The 16,432-nt window shown below is 67.1% G+C and carries 22 protein-coding genes; 9 read left to right on the top strand and 13 right to left on the bottom strand.

Translation table 11 applies throughout. The features are described from left to right. The first annotated feature begins 29 nt into the window (after window positions 1-29). Both CVO77_RS15595 and CVO77_RS15590 read left to right on the top strand, forming a co-directional pair. Window positions 30-362: a GIY-YIG nuclease family protein gene (locus CVO77_RS15595; RefSeq protein WP_105999829.1), complete on the top strand. Its 333-nt coding sequence runs from the start codon at window positions 30-32 to the stop codon at window positions 360-362. A 199-nt stretch (window positions 363-561) separates the two neighbouring features. Further along, window positions 562-1,239 carry a hypothetical protein gene (locus tag CVO77_RS15590; RefSeq protein ID WP_105999828.1) on the top strand — a complete coding sequence of 226 codons (678 nt, stop codon included), beginning with the start codon at window positions 562-564 and terminating at the stop codon, window positions 1,237-1,239. Window positions 1,240-1,294: 55 nt separating this feature from the next. On the opposite strand, the gene CVO77_RS15585 is transcribed toward CVO77_RS15590, so the two are convergent. Next, complete coding sequence (locus tag CVO77_RS15585) at window positions 1,295-1,801, bottom strand: hypothetical protein (RefSeq protein WP_146130889.1); 507 nt, start codon at window positions 1,799-1,801, stop codon at window positions 1,295-1,297. Window positions 1,802-1,888: 87 nt separating this feature from the next. After that, complete coding sequence (locus CVO77_RS15580; protein WP_105999827.1) at window positions 1,889-2,290, bottom strand: nuclear transport factor 2 family protein; 402 nt, start codon at window positions 2,288-2,290, stop codon at window positions 1,889-1,891. 176 nt (window positions 2,291-2,466) lie between these two features. On the opposite strand from CVO77_RS15580, the gene CVO77_RS21440 reads away from it, so the two are divergent. Next, window positions 2,467-2,625 (top strand): hypothetical protein, encoded by a 159-nt coding sequence (locus CVO77_RS21440; protein WP_192878837.1) that lies wholly within the window; start codon window positions 2,467-2,469, stop codon window positions 2,623-2,625. A 123-nt stretch (window positions 2,626-2,748) separates the two neighbouring features. Beyond that, entirely contained in the window at window positions 2,749-3,204 is a 456-nt protein-coding gene (locus CVO77_RS15575; protein ID WP_105999826.1) for a hypothetical protein, read from the top strand. A 2-nt stretch (window positions 3,205-3,206) separates the two neighbouring features. On the opposite strand, the gene CVO77_RS15570 is transcribed toward CVO77_RS15575, so the two are convergent. From CVO77_RS15570 to mnmA, 7 genes are all read right to left on the bottom strand, one after another. After that, window positions 3,207-4,805 (bottom strand): sulfatase-like hydrolase/transferase, encoded by a 1,599-nt coding sequence (locus CVO77_RS15570; RefSeq protein ID WP_105999825.1) that lies wholly within the window; start codon window positions 4,803-4,805, stop codon window positions 3,207-3,209. Between the two features lie 130 nt (window positions 4,806-4,935). Then, window positions 4,936-5,175: a DUF2171 domain-containing protein gene (locus CVO77_RS15565; protein ID WP_105999824.1), complete on the bottom strand. Its 240-nt coding sequence runs from the start codon at window positions 5,173-5,175 to the stop codon at window positions 4,936-4,938. Window positions 5,176-5,293: 118 nt separating this feature from the next. Next, entirely contained in the window at window positions 5,294-5,869 is a 576-nt protein-coding gene (locus CVO77_RS15560; RefSeq protein WP_105999823.1) for a thermonuclease family protein, read from the bottom strand. Window positions 5,870-6,003: 134 nt separating this feature from the next. Then, window positions 6,004-6,312 (bottom strand): hypothetical protein, encoded by a 309-nt coding sequence (locus CVO77_RS15555; RefSeq protein ID WP_105999822.1) that lies wholly within the window; start codon window positions 6,310-6,312, stop codon window positions 6,004-6,006. 70 nt (window positions 6,313-6,382) lie between these two features. Continuing rightward, window positions 6,383-7,060: a DsbA family oxidoreductase gene (locus tag CVO77_RS15550; RefSeq protein WP_242445972.1), complete on the bottom strand. Its 678-nt coding sequence runs from the start codon at window positions 7,058-7,060 to the stop codon at window positions 6,383-6,385. Between the two features lie 352 nt (window positions 7,061-7,412). Next, window positions 7,413-7,835 carry a hypothetical protein gene (locus tag CVO77_RS15545; protein ID WP_105999820.1) on the bottom strand — a complete coding sequence of 141 codons (423 nt, stop codon included), beginning with the start codon at window positions 7,833-7,835 and terminating at the stop codon, window positions 7,413-7,415. A gap of 53 nt (window positions 7,836-7,888) precedes the next feature. After that, the gene (gene mnmA / locus CVO77_RS15540) at window positions 7,889-9,025 is read right to left on the bottom strand and encodes a tRNA 2-thiouridine(34) synthase MnmA (protein ID WP_420822517.1); all 1,137 of its coding nucleotides are present in this window, start codon (window positions 9,023-9,025) and stop codon (window positions 7,889-7,891) included. A 144-nt stretch (window positions 9,026-9,169) separates the two neighbouring features. Between mnmA and CVO77_RS15535 the strand changes: the two genes are divergently transcribed. The 4 genes from CVO77_RS15535 (at window position 9,170) to CVO77_RS15520 (ending at window position 11,407) form a co-directional block, all read left to right on the top strand. After that, the gene (locus CVO77_RS15535) at window positions 9,170-9,553 is read left to right on the top strand and encodes a hypothetical protein (protein ID WP_105999819.1); all 384 of its coding nucleotides are present in this window, start codon (window positions 9,170-9,172) and stop codon (window positions 9,551-9,553) included. Window positions 9,554-9,555: 2 nt separating this feature from the next. Then, window positions 9,556-9,855 carry a CtrA inhibitor SciP gene (gene sciP / locus CVO77_RS15530; RefSeq protein WP_106000880.1) on the top strand — a complete coding sequence of 100 codons (300 nt, stop codon included), beginning with the start codon at window positions 9,556-9,558 and terminating at the stop codon, window positions 9,853-9,855. 392 nt (window positions 9,856-10,247) lie between these two features. Continuing rightward, window positions 10,248-10,529 carry a hypothetical protein gene (locus CVO77_RS15525; protein ID WP_105999818.1) on the top strand — a complete coding sequence of 94 codons (282 nt, stop codon included), beginning with the start codon at window positions 10,248-10,250 and terminating at the stop codon, window positions 10,527-10,529. Window positions 10,530-10,990: 461 nt separating this feature from the next. Beyond that, on the top strand, window positions 10,991-11,407 hold the full coding sequence (locus CVO77_RS15520; protein WP_158258091.1) for a helix-turn-helix domain-containing protein: 417 nt from the start codon (window positions 10,991-10,993) through the stop codon (window positions 11,405-11,407). A gap of 17 nt (window positions 11,408-11,424) precedes the next feature. Here the strand turns inward: CVO77_RS15520 and lepA are convergent, their stop codons facing one another. From lepA to CVO77_RS21330, 4 genes are all read right to left on the bottom strand, one after another. Continuing rightward, entirely contained in the window at window positions 11,425-13,248 is a 1,824-nt protein-coding gene (gene lepA / locus CVO77_RS15515) for a translation elongation factor 4 (RefSeq protein ID WP_105999816.1), read from the bottom strand. Window positions 13,249-13,722: 474 nt separating this feature from the next. Continuing rightward, complete coding sequence (locus tag CVO77_RS15510) at window positions 13,723-14,607, bottom strand: transposase (protein WP_192878836.1); 885 nt, start codon at window positions 14,605-14,607, stop codon at window positions 13,723-13,725. 62 nt (window positions 14,608-14,669) lie between these two features. Further along, window positions 14,670-15,701 (bottom strand): HEAT repeat domain-containing protein, encoded by a 1,032-nt coding sequence (locus tag CVO77_RS15505; protein ID WP_105999815.1) that lies wholly within the window; start codon window positions 15,699-15,701, stop codon window positions 14,670-14,672. 59 nt (window positions 15,702-15,760) lie between these two features. Continuing rightward, on the bottom strand, window positions 15,761-15,907 hold the full coding sequence (locus tag CVO77_RS21330; protein WP_158258090.1) for a hypothetical protein: 147 nt from the start codon (window positions 15,905-15,907) through the stop codon (window positions 15,761-15,763). Window positions 15,908-16,149: 242 nt separating this feature from the next. Between CVO77_RS21330 and CVO77_RS15500 the strand changes: the two genes are divergently transcribed. After that, entirely contained in the window at window positions 16,150-16,398 is a 249-nt protein-coding gene (locus CVO77_RS15500) for a hypothetical protein (protein ID WP_105999814.1), read from the top strand. Window positions 16,399-16,432 lie beyond the last annotated feature (34 nt).

The following is a 16,432-nucleotide window of genomic DNA, read 5'->3' as shown; positions in this document are numbered from 1 at the left end:
GGGTCCATCGCCGCCCTAGCCTCCACCCCATGCACGCCGACTTCCAGCCCTGCGCCTATATCATGGCCAGCGCGCGCCACGGCACGCTCTACACCGGCGTCACCTCGCACCTGATCCAGCGCATCTGCCAGCATCGCGACGGCAGCCTCGACGGCTTCACCAAACGTTATGGCGTCAAGACGCTCGTCTGGTTCGAACTCGCCGGGACGATGCACGCCGCGATTACGCGCGAGAAGCAGATCAAGAACTGGCAGCGCAAGTGGAAGATCGAGCTGATCGAGGCGACGAACCCGGACTGGCGCGATTTGGCCGAGGAACTGGGGTTGGCGTCGCTGTCCCCACCCTCGTCATCCCGGACTTGATCCGGGATCCATTACTACGGCCGTTGCTTGGCCCCCGGATCAAGTCCGGGGTGACGAACTAGGGGTGGCGCTTCTTGTCTTCGCGCCTTCGCGTAAAACCCAATCCCCGCGCCGCCCCCCACACCCCCAAATCCTATTTCGCACGCCCCACCCCAAAAACCCCTTTCCTACATTATCCGGCTATGCTCCAAACTGGCAGATGAGCCACATCGCCCCCATCCCTTCGCACGAATCGCCCCCCACCCCCGCGCTCGACGCGCACGGCCACGACCCCGCCGCTTACGACTGGGTGCCGGTGCTGAAAAAGCGGCGCAAGGACGGCTGGTCGCCCGGCAAACAGCGCGCCTTTATCGAGGCGCTGGCCGACACCGGCTCGGTCGTCGCCGCCGCACAGATCGTCGGCATGTCCGAATCCTCCGCTTACCGCCTGCGCCGCGCGCCGGGGGCGGCGGCGTTCGACCGCGCCTGGTCGGCGGCGATCGATGCGGCGGCGAAGAAATTGCTCGATGCCGCTTTCGAGCGCGCGCTGATCGGCACCGACGAACCGGTGTTCGACCGCGACGGCCACCGCGTCGGCCGTCGCCTGCGCCAGAGCGACCGGTTGCTCATGTTCCTGCTGCGCGCCTATGGCCCCGACTGTTTCCGCACCATGGCCGGCCGCCGAAGCGACCCCGCCCCCGCCGCCACTCCGGTGGCCGAGGCACTGGTCCATCTGCACCCCGAACCGCCCGCCGCGCCCGCCGCGCTGATGGCCCCCGACGCTCTTGCGGCGGCGCTGGAAATTGCCGATCTGTGCGACGGGGCGCTGCCGCACTGGTATCGCGACGCCGCAGGCGAAGCGGTCCCGGCACGCGCGGACGATGCCAATGCGGAATGACCATGAGGCTGAACTTTACTGAACTTTGACACGGCCAGGACGGCCCCCGGCCCCCTCAATTCACCGAAACCCCGCCCGGCACGCCGCGCATCCCCGTTGCCGCGAACAGCACCCCGCCGCGCACCGCTTCGGGCGAGTCTTCGAGCAAGGGCAGCGGCACCAGCGCGCGCGTCACCTCGCTGTCGTCGTCGACGACCAGCCGCAGCGTCGGGATGCCGATCCCGTCGCGCTCGGTCACCACGTCGCGGATCGAAGGAAGCGGCCAGGACAGCGTGCTGCCGCGGTACAGCCGCCTGCCGTCGTGGAACACATAAGAGTCGCGCTGGCGCCAAAGCCGCCGACACGTCCAAAAGGCATAGGCCGCGGCCAGCATCAGCGCCGTCGCCACCGCATCGCCGAACAGCAGCGCGCGGATCATCTCCCCCACCCCGTCGCGCCGCACCGGCCAGGCCTGCCGCAGCACCAACCCGGCGAGGAGCAGCGCGGAGAGCAATTGCCCCGCGAGCAGCGGCTTCGCCTTCAGCCGCGCGATCACGATGATGTTCCGATCCCACCCAGTCATCGCGCGTACATAGGTATCGCGGCCGCGCCGCGCCAGCCCGCACCGTCGGTCCGCACCGCCCGTCCGGGCGCTGGCGCCTCCGATCCGCTATTCGGCGATCATCGCGGCAAGCGTCGCGGTGTCGGCATATTCGTGCATCCGGGCGACGCGGCCCGCATCGTCGAACTCCCAACGCGAAAAAAGCTGCAACGTGCGCGGCGCGTCGCGGCCGTTGGAAAAGCGCGCGCGCCAGAGCACGGCAGCGCGATTCCCCTCGACGATCGTGTCGACACGCTCGACATCGGCGGCGTCGAGCAGGTCGGCGAGCCGCTCGATCGCGGCCGGCGCGTCGCCCGGCCCGGTCGGATAGCGCGTCATCAGCGCCTCGGCGCCTTCCATCGCATAGGTCGCGCCTTCGGCCCAGATGGCGTTCATCACCTCGATATCGCCCGCCGCGCGCGCCGCGAAGGCACGGTCGATCGTGGCGATCATCTCCTCGCGTGTCGGCATGATTCCTCTCCCTTCCCGCACAGGATCATAACCGAAACCGCCGCCGTCCGGGAGTCCGGCCCGCGCCGGAACGGAGCAAAGCGAAGGGGCAAGCCGCCCCGACGACGCGGCGAATGCGCTTCAATCATGCCCCCGCGATGCTATGATGCGCCGTCCCCAAGGAAAGGAGAAAGGCCATGCAGGCCGTAACCAAAGGCGATCGCCGCAAGGAACTCGATGTCCTCCTGGGCCAGATTCAGGCGCATCCCGAACGCGACTGGAGCAGCGCGCGGCGCCGCATCGCGACGCTGAACAAGCTGATCACGGGCAAGCCCGCCCCCGCGAAGACGCACTAGGGCCGCGGGTGTTCGTCGCATAGCTGCGGCGACTCGCCGCCCCCTTCGCAACATCTCCCCCGCTCGCCGGTTTCCCGGCACAGGGACGCCCGCGACGGCTGCCCGCAGCCAAGGAGATTTTCGATGCGCAAGGCTCTCACCCTCATCGCCGCGGGCGCCGCGATCCTCGCCACCCCCGCGATCGCGCAGGTCGGCGGAAGCGTCGATGCGACCGTCGGCGCAGGCGCCGGACCGCTCGCCGGGACCGTGGGCGACGTCACCGGACAGGTCGGCAACACCGTCGATCGGGTCGATGGCGCGGTGAATGGCACGATCGATTCGGCAAAGCTCGTCGTCGCGACGCGCGAGCAGGTGCGCGCCGGCGCCCAGGTGACCGACACCGCGGGCAACAGCGTCGGCACGGTGCAGAGCGTCGATGGCGACAATGCGGTGATCGTCGATGGCGGCAAGCTCTACAATATCCCGCTCGCCGCACTCTACAGCAAGGCCGACAGCGTCACCGGCCCGCTGGTGACCAAGCTGTCCAAGACCGAGATTCGGGCGCGCGTCCACGGCAGCGGCGGCGCCGAGACCCACTGAAGCTATCGGCGTGCGGCGCCGGGGAAGGCAGGACCGGCGGTGAGTTCGATGTCGCCGCCTGCGGTCACCGGCACCACGGTGCGGCCGAACCAGACATAGCGCGCGGTCGGCCGGTCGAGGTCGCGGTCGTATCGCGCCGCCGCCTTGGCCCGGTCATAGCCCATCCAGCCGAGCATCGCCGGAAAGATCTGGCTCGCCGAATGGCCCGTTTTCGGCGCCGCGGCATAGCGCGCGGCCTCGCCAGTCGGCAGGAATGCGATTAGCGGCACGCGAAATTCGTCGGTCACCGCTTCGGGACTGCAATGCGGCAGCCTGCCCGGCGTCAGATTCTGCCCATGGTCGGAGGTGTAGACGATGGCGACCGCTTCGCGATCGACCCCGGCGAGCAGATGGTCGAAAAAGCGGCCCTTCGACCAACGCAGCGCGGTGTCATATTGCAGGCCGACCGGGCTGTCCGCGGGGATCGCGCCCGCCGGATAATGGTCGCGATACTGAAAATGCACCCCTTGCAGCACGACATAGGTGAAGCTCTTGCCCGCGCGCTTCATCTGCGCATTGAGCGTGTCGGCGATCTGGAGATCGGTATCGATCCCGCCGACCATCGAGCGATAATCATCGATCAGCGCACGCTCGGGCGGCAGCATCAGATTCTGCGGCGCCCCCGTCGCCTGCCCGTCGATCAGCATCGTGCGATAGCCGGCGGCGCGGGCGTAGGCCCAGATCGAGGGGGTGCGCCGAAGGTCGCTCGCCGCCGTCACGCGCCGCACATCGACCCCCGATCGCAGCGCGACCTGCGCGGGCGCGCTGCAATTGCCGAGCGCCGCCGCGGTGCCGAAATCGACATGCGGCATCCCGGCCAGTCCCGGTGCGATCAGCCGCGCGAAGGGCGCCTCGGCAACGCTTTCATCGACCAGCCACACGATATGGCGCGGCGCTTTCGCATCGGGGTCGGGCGCCATGTCGATCGGGTCACGCGGCGGCGGCGGCGGCGCGCGCAGCAGATCCCAGCCGAGGCCATAGACGCTGCGTTCGGCGCTTTCGGGCCGAACCTCGAACGTGCGATAGAGGATGCTCGGGAAGATGAGCAGCGCGAGCAGCCCCGCCGCGATCCCCTTCCCCCACGGCAGTCGGCCGCCGCCCCGCGCGATCGCGCGCGCCGCGACGAACAGCGCAAGCGCCGCCGCGACCTGCGCGCCGACCCACAGAAATTGGTCCCCGAACTGGCCCGCCGCATGCCCCGCCTGCCGCGCTTCGCCGATCATCCAGGCAAAGGAGCCGTCGTCGAGGAGGCTGCCGACGATCTGGCTGTAACCAATGTTGACCAGGACCGACGCGCCCGCGAGGGCGAGCAGCGCCGTCGCCCAGCGGCGCGGGAAAAGCAGGAGCGCGGCGAGGAATACGGCCCCCTGGAACGCCATGAACAAAAAGGCGGCGATCGCGCTCGCGCGGTCGCCCGCGGCCCAGCGATAGAGGATGGCATGGGTCAGTTGGAAGCGGTTCGCGGCCGCATAGCCGGCGGCGAACAACAGCAAGGCCGCCGCCATCCGTCCCCACCCGGCGCGCCATGGTTGCGGCGCTTTGCTGCGGTTCGTCGAATCCATCCCCGCTGGCTAGCGGCAAAACTTTGAAGAATCACCAAGGCCAAACGAAAACGGCCCGCCCCGCTGTGGTGGGACGGGCCAGTTTCGAGTGCCGGGGCGCCGGATTGCGGCCCCGGCCATCTATGTCCGGCTATTCGGCTTCCTCGAACAGGTCGACCGCGTTGGCGGCATTCGCCGACAGGCGCACCGTGTCGCCCTCGACCGCGGCGACAAGCCCGGCGGGCAGATAATGATGCTTGCCGTTGCCGCTGTCGGCCTTGGTCAGCTTGATCCGCTCGCCGTCGAGATGATCGACGGTGCCGACATGGACGCCATCGGCGCCGATGACGTTCATATGTTCCTTGATCGCGCTGTGATCATGCTCGGCCATGGCAAATCTCCTTGTCGCTCCCGAAGCGGGAGCCTTGCCGATCATACGCCCGAAAAGCGAGTCGGCTCCAGCGCCTCCGACGAGCCGCCCGAAAGCCGCGCCGGCCTTCCATGGACCATCAGCACCAGGGGCGGCGATAGCCTTCCCAGCGCCGCGCGAGCCCGTCGCCGACCAGCGCGTCGCCGACGCTCGTGCCGCCGCGCGTCACGATGCGCAGCCTGCGGCCATAGCGGTCGGTGTCGCGATCGATGCTCTCGAGGCTGAACGCGCCAGCGTTCAACCAGCGCCGCAGCCGTTCGGTCGCCGCCTTGCCGAGCGCCGCCTCCCTGGCGCAGCGCGCGGGATGGGTTTCGGGGGTGTCGATGTCGGCGACGCGATATTTCTCACCCTCGAACCAGAAGGTGTCGCCATCGACGACGCAATTGCGGCCGCCGCCCGTGTGGCAGAAGCCAAAGCGGGCTGACAGGCCGTCGCGGGCCGGCCCGGCGCCGGCAAGCAAGGGCATTGCGGCGGCCACCTGTTGGACGGAACCGGCCTGCAACGCCGCCAGCGTCCCGGCAAAGCCGCCGCAGACGACAAGCGCCAGCCACAGAGCGAAGTGATCGCCCCGATTTCGGCCTTGGGACCGAAATCGCGGCCGGGATACACGCGCCTTGCGATGCGATGGGCGAGGCGGAAAGAGCGATCGGGCCATGCCCTCCTTCTGCCACCCAAGGCTTAGCGAAATGCCAACGAAACGCCTCCGCCATGGTGGATATCGAGGGCAATCGCGCCCGTTCGGGCGTCATAATCGAGCAATCCCGGGCCACCTGCGTGGCTGACGATCGCTTACGGCGCTCCGCGCGGTTCATCGTCGTCGACCCCGCCGGGGCCGAGTTCGTCCTCTTCATCATCGTCGCTGCGTTCGCCGCGATAGGCGTCCATGTCGATCCGGCCCGACCGCTCCATCTGGCGCATATGATCGACGAGATCCGCGGCATCGTCGGTTTCGCCGCGCGCCTTGACCTTGGCGCTGTCCGCGCGCGGGCGTTGCCGCCGCGCCGCTGCGGCGACCGTCTGCGCCTGCGCCTCCTCGTCGTCCTGTTCGCGATTGCGCGCTTCGGGGGCTTCGCTGCTGTCGCGGGGATCGTCGATCATGACCGGCTCCTTCCAGGGGGACAGCCAGAAAACGCGCGGAGCCGCGCCGCCGTTCCGTCAGGCTCCCTGTTCAGGCGGCCGCCGCCAGCACCTTGGTCTCGATCACGCGGATGAAAACCTCGGGATCCTGGGCGCCGGGGATGAGCATCCGCCCGCCCAGAATGAAGGCGGGAACCCCCGTTACATTCTGGTCGGCCCAATAGGCTTCCTCGGTGCGCACCATCTCGCCATAATCATCGCCGGCGAGGATGGCCGCCGCGCGGTCGCGGTCGAGCCCGACCGACGCCGCGATCTCGGCGAGTGCCCTATGGTCGCTCACATCGCGATTGTCGGTAAAATGGGCGCGGAACAGCGCCAGCTTGAGCGCCGTCTGCACACCCGTCGCCGCGACCTGCTCGGGCTCCTCGAGCGCGCCGGCCCAGTTCAGTAGGCGGTGCGCGTCGAAACTGTTGCGCATCCGGAATGCGGGTCCGCGATTGAAGGTGAAGCCGAGGTCCGCCGCGATCCCCGCCATCCTGCCGCTGTTCGCCCGGCTCTGTTCGGCGCTGACGCCATATTTGCGCATGACATGGCTTGCGGCATCTTCGCCGTCGGGCGGCATATCGGGGTTGAGCTCGAACGGATGCCATTGGACACGAAAATCCAGCCGCCCCGCGAAATGCGCGATCACCTTCTCGAACTTCAGCCAGCCGATGATGCACCATGGACACATCACGTCGGAGACGATGTCGATCGAAAGGCGCGGCATATCGGTCACGGATAGCATCTCCAGTCGGGGCGGGCCGCCGCGCTACGACCGATCCGATTCGCGGCGCTCCTTGCCCAAACGCCGGTCGCCCTTCCGACGCTCCGGCCCTTTATAATCGGGGTCGTCGGCGATCCGCCGGTCTTCCCCGCGTCTGTCGCCATCGCGCTTGTCGTCGGCTGGCTTGTCTTCGGCTCCCATACGCTCCCCCTTCCACCACAAAAGGAAACAGAAGCGACCCGGGGGCAGTTACTCATATAATGGCCAAAAAGACAAGCAGGGCGGGCATCGGCGGATGGTGCCTTGGCGGCTTTGGGATAGGGGGTTGCCATCCCCCTCGCCACCCGCCGCTCGATCAATGCACCGTATCGACGGGCACCCCCGATGCCGTCGGCGCGGGCCGCGACAGCACCCACCAGCTTGCCACCATCAGCCCGGTCGACAGCGCCTCGATGATCATCGCCTGGATGATGCCGGCGTTGACGGTATCGCCGCTGCCGATCCCGATCAGCCGACCAATCAGCGCGGTGCCATAGAGCGCCGCGGGCGCCAGCAGCGCGCGCGACCAGCCGGGAACCAGCGCGCCTACCGCCGCACCGGCTGCGGCGACAAGGAAAAAGGCCGACAGGTCGGCGCGCACCGTATTGGCCGCCGCGCCCTCGGCGATGATGCCGAACAATTCGGTGAAGCTGGCCGGATCAAATATCCCGCGTAGCCCGACGATCGCGAAGAACAGCGCCCAGAGCAGGAGCGCGCCGCGCAAGACCCAGTGAACCATGCCTCTTCTCCCATTTTGCGCGCAGGCTGCGGCATCGGGAAAGAAAGTGCAATCTATTCCGCGGGGAAGGTTTCGTCGATCCAGCCCCCGCCGAGAACGCGGCTGGCGTCGGCGGCATCATAGAGCACCGCCGCCTGCCCCGGCGCGACGCCATATTCGGGAGCGCCGAAAATCAACCGGTCGCCTTCGATCCGTGCGGGCACGGGCCTTGCCATGCTGCGCACCTTGGCGAGCACCGACCGTCCGTCGACCGCGCCGAGCCAGTTCGCTTCGCCCAGCCGCGCGCCCGACACCGCGAGCGCGCGCCGCGGCCCGACGATCACCCGCTTCGCCGCGGCATCGAGACGGACGACATAGAGCGGTTCGGCCTGCCCGCCGATCTCGATCCCGCGGCGCTGGCCGACGGTATAATGAATCAGGCCGCGATGCGCGCCGAGCAGGCGGCCATCGACATGGACGATTTCGCCCTGGTCGTCGGCCTCGGGGCGCAGCTTCCTGACCAGAGTCGCATAATCGCCATCGGGGACGAAACAGATGTCCTGGCTGTCGGGCTTGCCCGCGACGCCGAGGCCGAGGTCGCGCGCGATCTCGCGCACCACGCTCTTTTCGAGCCCGCCGAGCGGGAAGCGCAGGAAATCGAGCTGTTCCTGCGTCGTCGCGAACAGGAAATAGCTCTGGTCGCGCGCCGGATCGACCGCGCGGTGCAGCTCGGCGCCCGCGGGCCCCATCATGCGGCGGACATAATGGCCGGTCGCCAGGCAGTCGGCACCCAGATCCTTGGCGAGCTGGAACAGGTCGGTGAACTTCACCCCCATGTTGCAGCGCACGCACGGGATCGGCGTGCGGCCGTTCAGATATTCGTCGGCGAACTGGTCGATCACCGTATCGCGAAAGCGGCTTTCATGGTCGTGGACATGATGTGCGAAGCCCAGCCGGTCGGCGACCGCGCGCGCATCGCGGATGTCCTGCCCCGCGCAGCAGGCGCCGACGCGCTTTGCCTTGGCGCCATGATCATAGAGCTGGAGGGTCACGCCTATCACCTCGGCGCCCGACCGCGCGGCGAGCGCGGCGACGACGCTCGAATCGACGCCGCCCGACATCGCGACGACGACTCGCCGGTCCTTCAACGGTTCGGCGAGCTGAAAGTCGGCGCGGATAGCGCCGGCAGGGGGGGAAATCGTCTCGATCATCGCTCGCGCCATCTAGGGATGCGCCACCCGAAATGCCAGCTTTTCCGCCACGGCCGTCAAGATATTGACGGGGGTTAAGCTTCGCTAACAAGCGATGAAATGGGCATTTACTGGACCTTAGCCCCTCCCGGCTAGACGGGTGGCATGAACGTCGACCCGTCAGATTTTCCACAGCTTGCCGACGCATCGCGCCTGTCGGAGCCGGGATTCGACATCTTGCTGGCGGTTTCCGAGGCGCGGCAGGCGGCATCGCCGACGGTGCGCATGCTCCGCGCCCGGGCGACTCGCGACCGCCACGCGGCGCGCGTTAACGCCCTCAGCCATTTTCTCGCCGCCGCACCCGCCGCGACGGAACAAAGTGCCGCGCGGCCCGTTCGTTTTCTCGACCTGTCCGACGGAGCGAACGCCTTGCCCGAAACTGTGAACAGCCTGTTTACCAGAGGGTTTCAGCCGATGTTGAACCCCTTGCATATACCACCCTGGTTGTCGGCCTCGCCGATCCCCCACGACGAAGACAATATGGAATGAACATGATCGAGAATCAGAAAATCCGGCCCGCACAGGTCATCGGTCCGCTCGGCGAACCGATGACGCTCGACTCGCTGCCGCCGGCGAACACCACCCGCTGGGTCGTTCGCCGCAAGGCAGAGGTCGTGGCTGCGGTCAATGGCGGTCTCCTGACCGTCGATGAGGTGTGCGAACGCTATGGCCTGACGCTCGAAGAGTTTGCCGGCTGGCAGCGGTCGATCGACCGCAGCGGCATGCCGGGCCTGCGCGTCACCCGCATCCAGCACTATCGCGATCTTTACGAGCGCCAGCAGCGCTTCTGATCGCGGTTCGTGCGACACGTTAGGAAGAGGGCGCTTCTGGCGCCCTCTTTTTTTGGCGATTATGCCATTTGCAAACACACCCTCGCCACCATCGTCATGCTGAACGTGTTTCAGCATCCATGGTCTACTCTCTCAGGCAGCGCTGCGCCTAATTCGAGGGCAGGCCATGGACCCTGAAACAAGTTCAGGGTGACGAGAGAATAAATGAGATCGGCCGACAGCCGATGGGTTCGCAAACGACATAATTGCCCTTTTGGATTGTCGGCGGTCGAACCGATGCCACCCCCCCCCACAATATAAAATAACGGTATCACAAAGGCTTGTGAATTTCCGTGCAACTCTGGCGTTCACCCGGCGTTAAGCGTCGGAGTCAAACTTGGAGATTATTCGATATGCGCAAGATGATCATTGCCCTCAGCATCGCTTCGGCGCTCACGCTCGGCGCCTGCCAGAGCAAGCAGGCCGATCAGGTCGAGGACCAGACGGAAGCCCAGTCGGACGCGATCGACGCGCAGGCCGACGCCATGCCCGAAGGCCCGGCGAAGGATGCAACCGAAGCAAAGGCCGACGCGGTCGAGAACGCCGGCGAAGCAAAGGCCGACGCGATCGACAAGGGCGTCACTCCGCCCCCCGCCGACACCACGACCCCGGCTCCCGAGCCGCAAACCAAATAAGCCTGTCCCGAAAGGGCAGCCTCAAGCGAAAGGCGCCGGGGCCAGCCTCCGGCGCCTTTTCCTTTGGCCGCGCCGCGCCAAAATCGCTCCTTGTGACCGGCGTCATAGTGACGTCATGTCGCCGCCTATAAAGCGGTTGGCGAGGGAAGGGACGGCAGCGTGCCGCCACGGCCTTCACCCTTCCGCCGCGGGCGCGACCCCTCGCGGCGGGAGGGACCCCCCCCGTCGGCGGGACCCCGCGCCGTGCACGACGATGGGTCGATCGGTCGGCCGGTGCCTCGATCATCGCTCTCCCCTCCTCCGATACCCAAAGACCAGATTCCTCGTGAGGCAGGTCGGATCGATTCAAATATGCCCGGCGGCGCGGCCGACGATGAAAAAGTTGAAAGAGTCATGGAACTTAAGCCGCGAATCGGGGGTTGGTTAAAAAAATTAATCGAAATCAGTCGGGGTTACGGGTCGTGCGCAATTTCTCTCTATCTCCTTCGACGCCGGGCATCGCCCCGCTCGGCGCGGTGCTGGCAGGCGACGCAGGCTATGCCGGTGTCGTCGGCCATGATTTCGGCCCGGCGTCCGAGACGTTCGGCGAAAAACTCTCGCGGCTTCGCAAGGCGCGGCGCTGGACGCAGTCCGATCTGGCGCAGCAGCTTGGCGTGACCGAGGCGTCGGTCTGCTATTGGGAGCAGGACCGTTCGCGGCCCAAGGCGGCGCGGCTGCAATCGCTCGCCGCCTTGCTCGACACCCCGATCGCCGAGCTTCTCGGCGATGCGCCCTCCGGCCGTGCCAACCTTGGCGAGATCGTCGCGCGCATGCGCGCCGAAATCGCCCAGATCGCGGGCACCAGCCCGTCGAAGGTGAAAATCGTCATCGAAATGTAGCGGCCCGCGCGCCGCGATCAGGCATCGTCCCCCATCCGCAGCGCGGCGATGAACGCCTCCTGCGGGATGTTGACATTGCCATATTCGCGCATCCGCTTCTTGCCCTCCTTCTGCTTTTCGAGGAGCTTTTTCTTGCGCGTCGCGTCGCCGCCATAGCATTTGGCGGTCACGTCCTTGCGCAGCGCCGCGATGGTTTCGCGGGCGATCACCTTGCCGCCGATCGCCGCCTGGATCGGGATCTTGAACATGTGGCGGGGGATCAGGTCCTTGAGCCGTTCGCACATGCCGCGGCCGCGGGTTTCGGCGGTGCCGCGGTGGACGATCATGCTCAGCGCGTCGACCGGCTCGTTGTTGACGAGGATGCTCATCTTGACGAGGTCGCCGGGGCGGTGGCCGATCTGGTGATAGTCGAACGACGCATAGCCACGGCTGATGCTCTTCAGCCGGTCATAGAAGTCGAACACGACTTCGTTGAGCGGCAGTTCATAGGTGATCTGCGCGCGGCCGCCGACATAGGTCAGATTCTTCTGCACCCCGCGCCGGTCCTGGCACAGCTTCAGGATCGGGCCGAGATATTCGTCGGGCACATAGATCACCGCCTCGATCCACGGCTCCTGGATTTCGTCGATGCGGTTGGGGTCGGGCATGTCGGCGGGGTTGTGGAGTTCGATCTCCTTCGCCGCCTCGTTCTTCGTATGGCCGAGCTTCAGCTTGTAGACCACCGACGGCGCGGTGGTGATCAGGTCGAGGTCATATTCGCGGGTCAGCCGCTCCTGGATGATCTCGAGGTGGAGCAGGCCGAGGAAACCGCAGCGAAAGCCGAAGCCCAATGCGGCGCTGCTCTCCATCTCGAAGCTGAACGACGCATCGTTGAGGCGAAGCTTCTGGATGCTCTCGCGCAATTTCTCGAAGTCGTTCGCGTCGGTCGGGAACATGCCGCAGAAGACGACCGGCTGGACTTCCTTGAACCCCGGCAGCGCCTGCGCCGCCGGTTTTTTCGCATCGGTCACCGTGTCGCCGACGCGCGCCTGCGCGACGTCCTTGATCTGCGCGGTGATAAAGCCGATCTCGCCGGCGCCGATCTCGGTCAGTTCCTCGCGCTTTGGCGTGAAACAGCCGACGCGGTCGATCAGGTGGGTGGTGCCCGCCTGCATGAACTTGATCTGCTGGCCCTTTTTCAGCACGCCGTCGACGACGCGAACGAGGATGACGACCCCCAGGTAGGGGTCGTACCAGCTGTCGACGAGCATCGCGACGAGCGGTGCGGTCGCGTCGCCCTTTGGCGGCGGGATGCGGGTGACGATCGCCTCGAGCGCTTCCTCGATGCCGATCCCCGCCTTGGCGCTGGCGAGCACCGCATCGTCGGCGGGCAGGCCGATGATATCCTCGATCTCGGCCTTCACCTTGTCGACGTCGGCGGCGGGCAGGTCGATCTTGTTGATCACCGGCACGATCTCATGATCATGCTCGATCGACTGATAGACGTTGGCGAGCGTCTGCGCCTCGACGCCCTGCGCCGCGTCGACGACGAGCAGAGCGCCCTCGCACGCGGCGAGCGACCGCGACACTTCATAGGCGAAGTCGACGTGGCCGGGCGTATCCATCAGGTTGAGCTCGTAGGTCTCGCCGTCCTTCGCGGTATATTTGAGGCGCACCGTCTGCGCCTTGATGGTGATCCCGCGCTCCTTCTCGATATCCATATTATCAAGGACTTGCGCCGACATCTCGCGCGCGGTCAGCCCCCCGGTGAACTGGATCAGCCGGTCGGCGAGCGTCGACTTGCCATGGTCGATATGGGCGATAATGCTGAAATTGCGGATGTGCGAGAGAGGCGTGGTCATGGGGGGCGCACTAGCAGGGGTTTGCGGCGCTGTCAGCAGGCACTTAAAGCCACAAAAGCCCCGCACGCGCGGACCGGATTTGTGTCTTTTGTGGCTTTAGGACGAACCCGTCTCCAGGAAGGTCGTGAAAACCGGCCGCAGCAGACGGTGCCATTTCGATCCAAAGTTCAGGAAAGTTCAGCCCTGTGAAACAGTTTTTCCGCGTGAGCAAGCTGTGAACGGTCGCGCGCCGGCGGCGGGAACGGACAGCGGATATCGACGAAATCAAAGAGCCGGAACGGAGGCTGGCATAGGGAGACAATGTAGGAAAGGGGGTTTTTCGCATGGAGGCGCGGAGGCAAAAGGAAAGGCGTTTAGCGCGGAGATGCGGAGCGCGCGCGGCGACCGCGGGTGCAGCCTCGCCCCCGATCCAGTCCGGGCTCCTCGCAAGGACGAGAAGGATCAAGTCGATGTCATCAGGCGCTGGCTTCCGACTTAGAGCGCCAGCCACCGCGCGCAATCGTCCCTGACCCGCGCGTCGTCATCGCGCAGCCCGCGCTCCAGCACCGCCGCCCTCCCCTCGCCCTCCGCGACTGCCGCCAATGCGGCAATCGCGTTCGCGCGCACCCTTGGCACCGGGTGGGCCTGCGCGAACTGTTCGGCGATATCCTGGCCGTTGTCGCTCAGGTGGACGGCGCAGCGGAGCAGCATTTCGCCGCCGGTCAGCGTCGGACGCCTGGCGATCGTGCCATGCTCCAGATCGACGATATATTGGTCGCGCCACGGGATATGCTCACCCTCGTCCATGATGTTGAGGCTGACCGACAACCGCTCGGGCGGGAGTTGGCTGTGGACGTCGCGGTGGGCGCGGTAGAGCATCATCTTGCCTTCGCTCAAACGACTGCGTTCGACAAATTTGAGGTTCAGCGGCTCGCCTAGGCGGCCATCGACCGCTTCGGCGTCATAGTCATAATAGTCGCTGACATAGCCGGGCCCCCAATAGCCGGTGGTCAGGAAGTGGAAATTATGGTCGTGCGGCACGTCATAAGCGAAAGCCGCCGCGCCGCTGGCCGCGTAAACGGCGTCGGTCGCGGCGGGCCAGAGGTTGGCGCGCAGGAAGAAACCACGCGGGCTGCGATGGAGGAGAAAGACCTGCGCCGAATAGCGGCTCGCCGCGAGCTGGTCGGCGTAGCTTGCCTTGAGTTCGGCGATGACGCGATCGGCCAGAAACAAGCGGTTGCGCGACAGGCCGGCGAGAAGATGGGTGCAGCGCGCGAGGCTGTCCTCGTCGGCGAGATCGACGCCGCTTTCGTCGAGCCGCGCCGCGACTTCGGCGAGATCATGGACGGGGCCGGCGGGGGGATCGATCGGGCGGGGCATCGGCTTCTTCTCCACAGGGAGGCTGGGGTGGGCACGTGGCCGAGGCCACCACCGCCCTGCGACTAGGGAGGACCCTCGCGAACAAGTTCGCACGTCTCGCCGTTCCTCCTCTGAAGAGGAGGGGGCTCGAGAAGCGCCAGCGTCGCCGATGCGGCGCGGCGGACTTCGGGGTGGGGATCCGACGCGGCCATGCGGACGAGATGCGGCCGCGCGGCAATCGGGTCGAGCGCGACCAGTTCGCGCATCGCGGCCCATCGCGCCGCAAAATCGCCGCTTTCGATCTCGGCGGCGAACAGCGGCACGGCGTCGCGGCGGCCGAAGGCGCGGAGCAAGCCGAGCCCCATCTGCCGGAAGCTGGCGTCGCGGCGCGCGGACGAGAGGTGGACGAGCCGACCGCTCGCCAGATCATAGGCGCGCACCGGCAGCGGCGACGGCGGCTGCACGGCGAGTTCGAGGAACAAGATGTCGCCCGTCGCGTCGGCGAGCGTGAAGCTTTCGCGCGCGGTGTCGAGAATCAGCTCTTCCCCCGCCACCAGCGGGCGCGCCGCCTCGCTCCGGCAGCGGGAGGCGGCCGCGGCCGTGAAGGCGCCTTCCTCTTCGGCGGCGCTGACCGCAACGCGGTGCCGACGGATCGACGCGCCGCCCGCCGCGAGGAAACGGATCGCGGCGCCCCCCGGAACGAAGCGGGCGATCGCCGGGCTTCGCGCGCCGCGTTCAAAGCCCTCGAACTGGAGCGTCAGCCGGACGGCGCCATGCTCCGCGACGAGCAGGCCGCCCGCGCTCTCCCCGCCCCCGATCGGGCGCAGCGGCGGCGAGGCGAAGGGATCGGCCGCCAGCAAGGCCGCCGCTTCGCCCAGCCGCCGCGCGAGCCAGTCGCTGTCGGCCAGCCACGGCGCGAGCGCGGCGATCGCGACGGTGGGTGGTTCGTGCGCGACCGCCGCCATCGCCGCGTGCAGGCCACCGGGCCGCCCGTCTTCGCCCCGCCAGCGCGCGTTGAGGCGCGCGGCGGCGCGGCGGATGCGCTCGCGGCGCGGATCGGCGCGGCCCGGATCGGCGCGGCTGGGAAAATGGTCGTGACGCGAGGCTGTGGCCATGGAGGATGCCGACGGTTGCCGGGCGGACAGCGGCTTCGTCGCCGCCCGCCCGGAGGAACTCAGTTGTAGATGATCGTTGCGACGGTGACCGCGATCTCGAAGACCGAGGGCCCCGAACTCGCGCTTTCGCCCGCAAAGGCGCCGAACAATCCGACCGCGGTATCGAGAAGCGGCACGGCGTCGATATCGATGGCAGGCAATTCCATTCATCCCTCCTCTATGCGGCAGCGGGGACGCCGCCGACGCAAGAGCTATGGATGCCGCGGCGATGCGCCCAGTTAATTTATCGTAATCGGGTCGCGGTCGATGCGGCGGCGGCAGGGCGCCGCTCAAGACCCTTTTGAGCGCAGCGCCGATGACGGCGGAACAATGTGCGGCCTGTCCGCGTTCAGCGGCTGGGCAATCGCGCCAGGAACATATTCCGTGCGCCCTTTCCAAGGAGTGATCGATGCGTATCCAACCGCTTATTCTCACCGGCGTCGCCGCCGCCGCGCTCGCCGTTTCGGCCTGCTCGAAACAGGATGAGGTCGCCGCCGCGCCGCCGCCGCCCGGCGCCGTGCCGGGAAGCGTTGCCGCCGACCGCGACGGCGACGGCATCATCGACGGCTATTACACCGCCGACGGCATCTATCACCCCAACGCACCGATGATGCCGCCCCCGCCGCCCGCCCCGACGCGCGCTGGGGAAAGAGGCTGACTTCGACCCGGAGGGGAAGGCGCCGCCTTCCCCT

Source organism: Sphingopyxis lindanitolerans (assembly GCF_002993885.1).
Lineage (GTDB): Bacteria > Pseudomonadota > Alphaproteobacteria > Sphingomonadales > Sphingomonadaceae > Sphingopyxis > Sphingopyxis lindanitolerans.
This window is presented reverse-complemented; position numbering and strand designations above follow the sequence as displayed.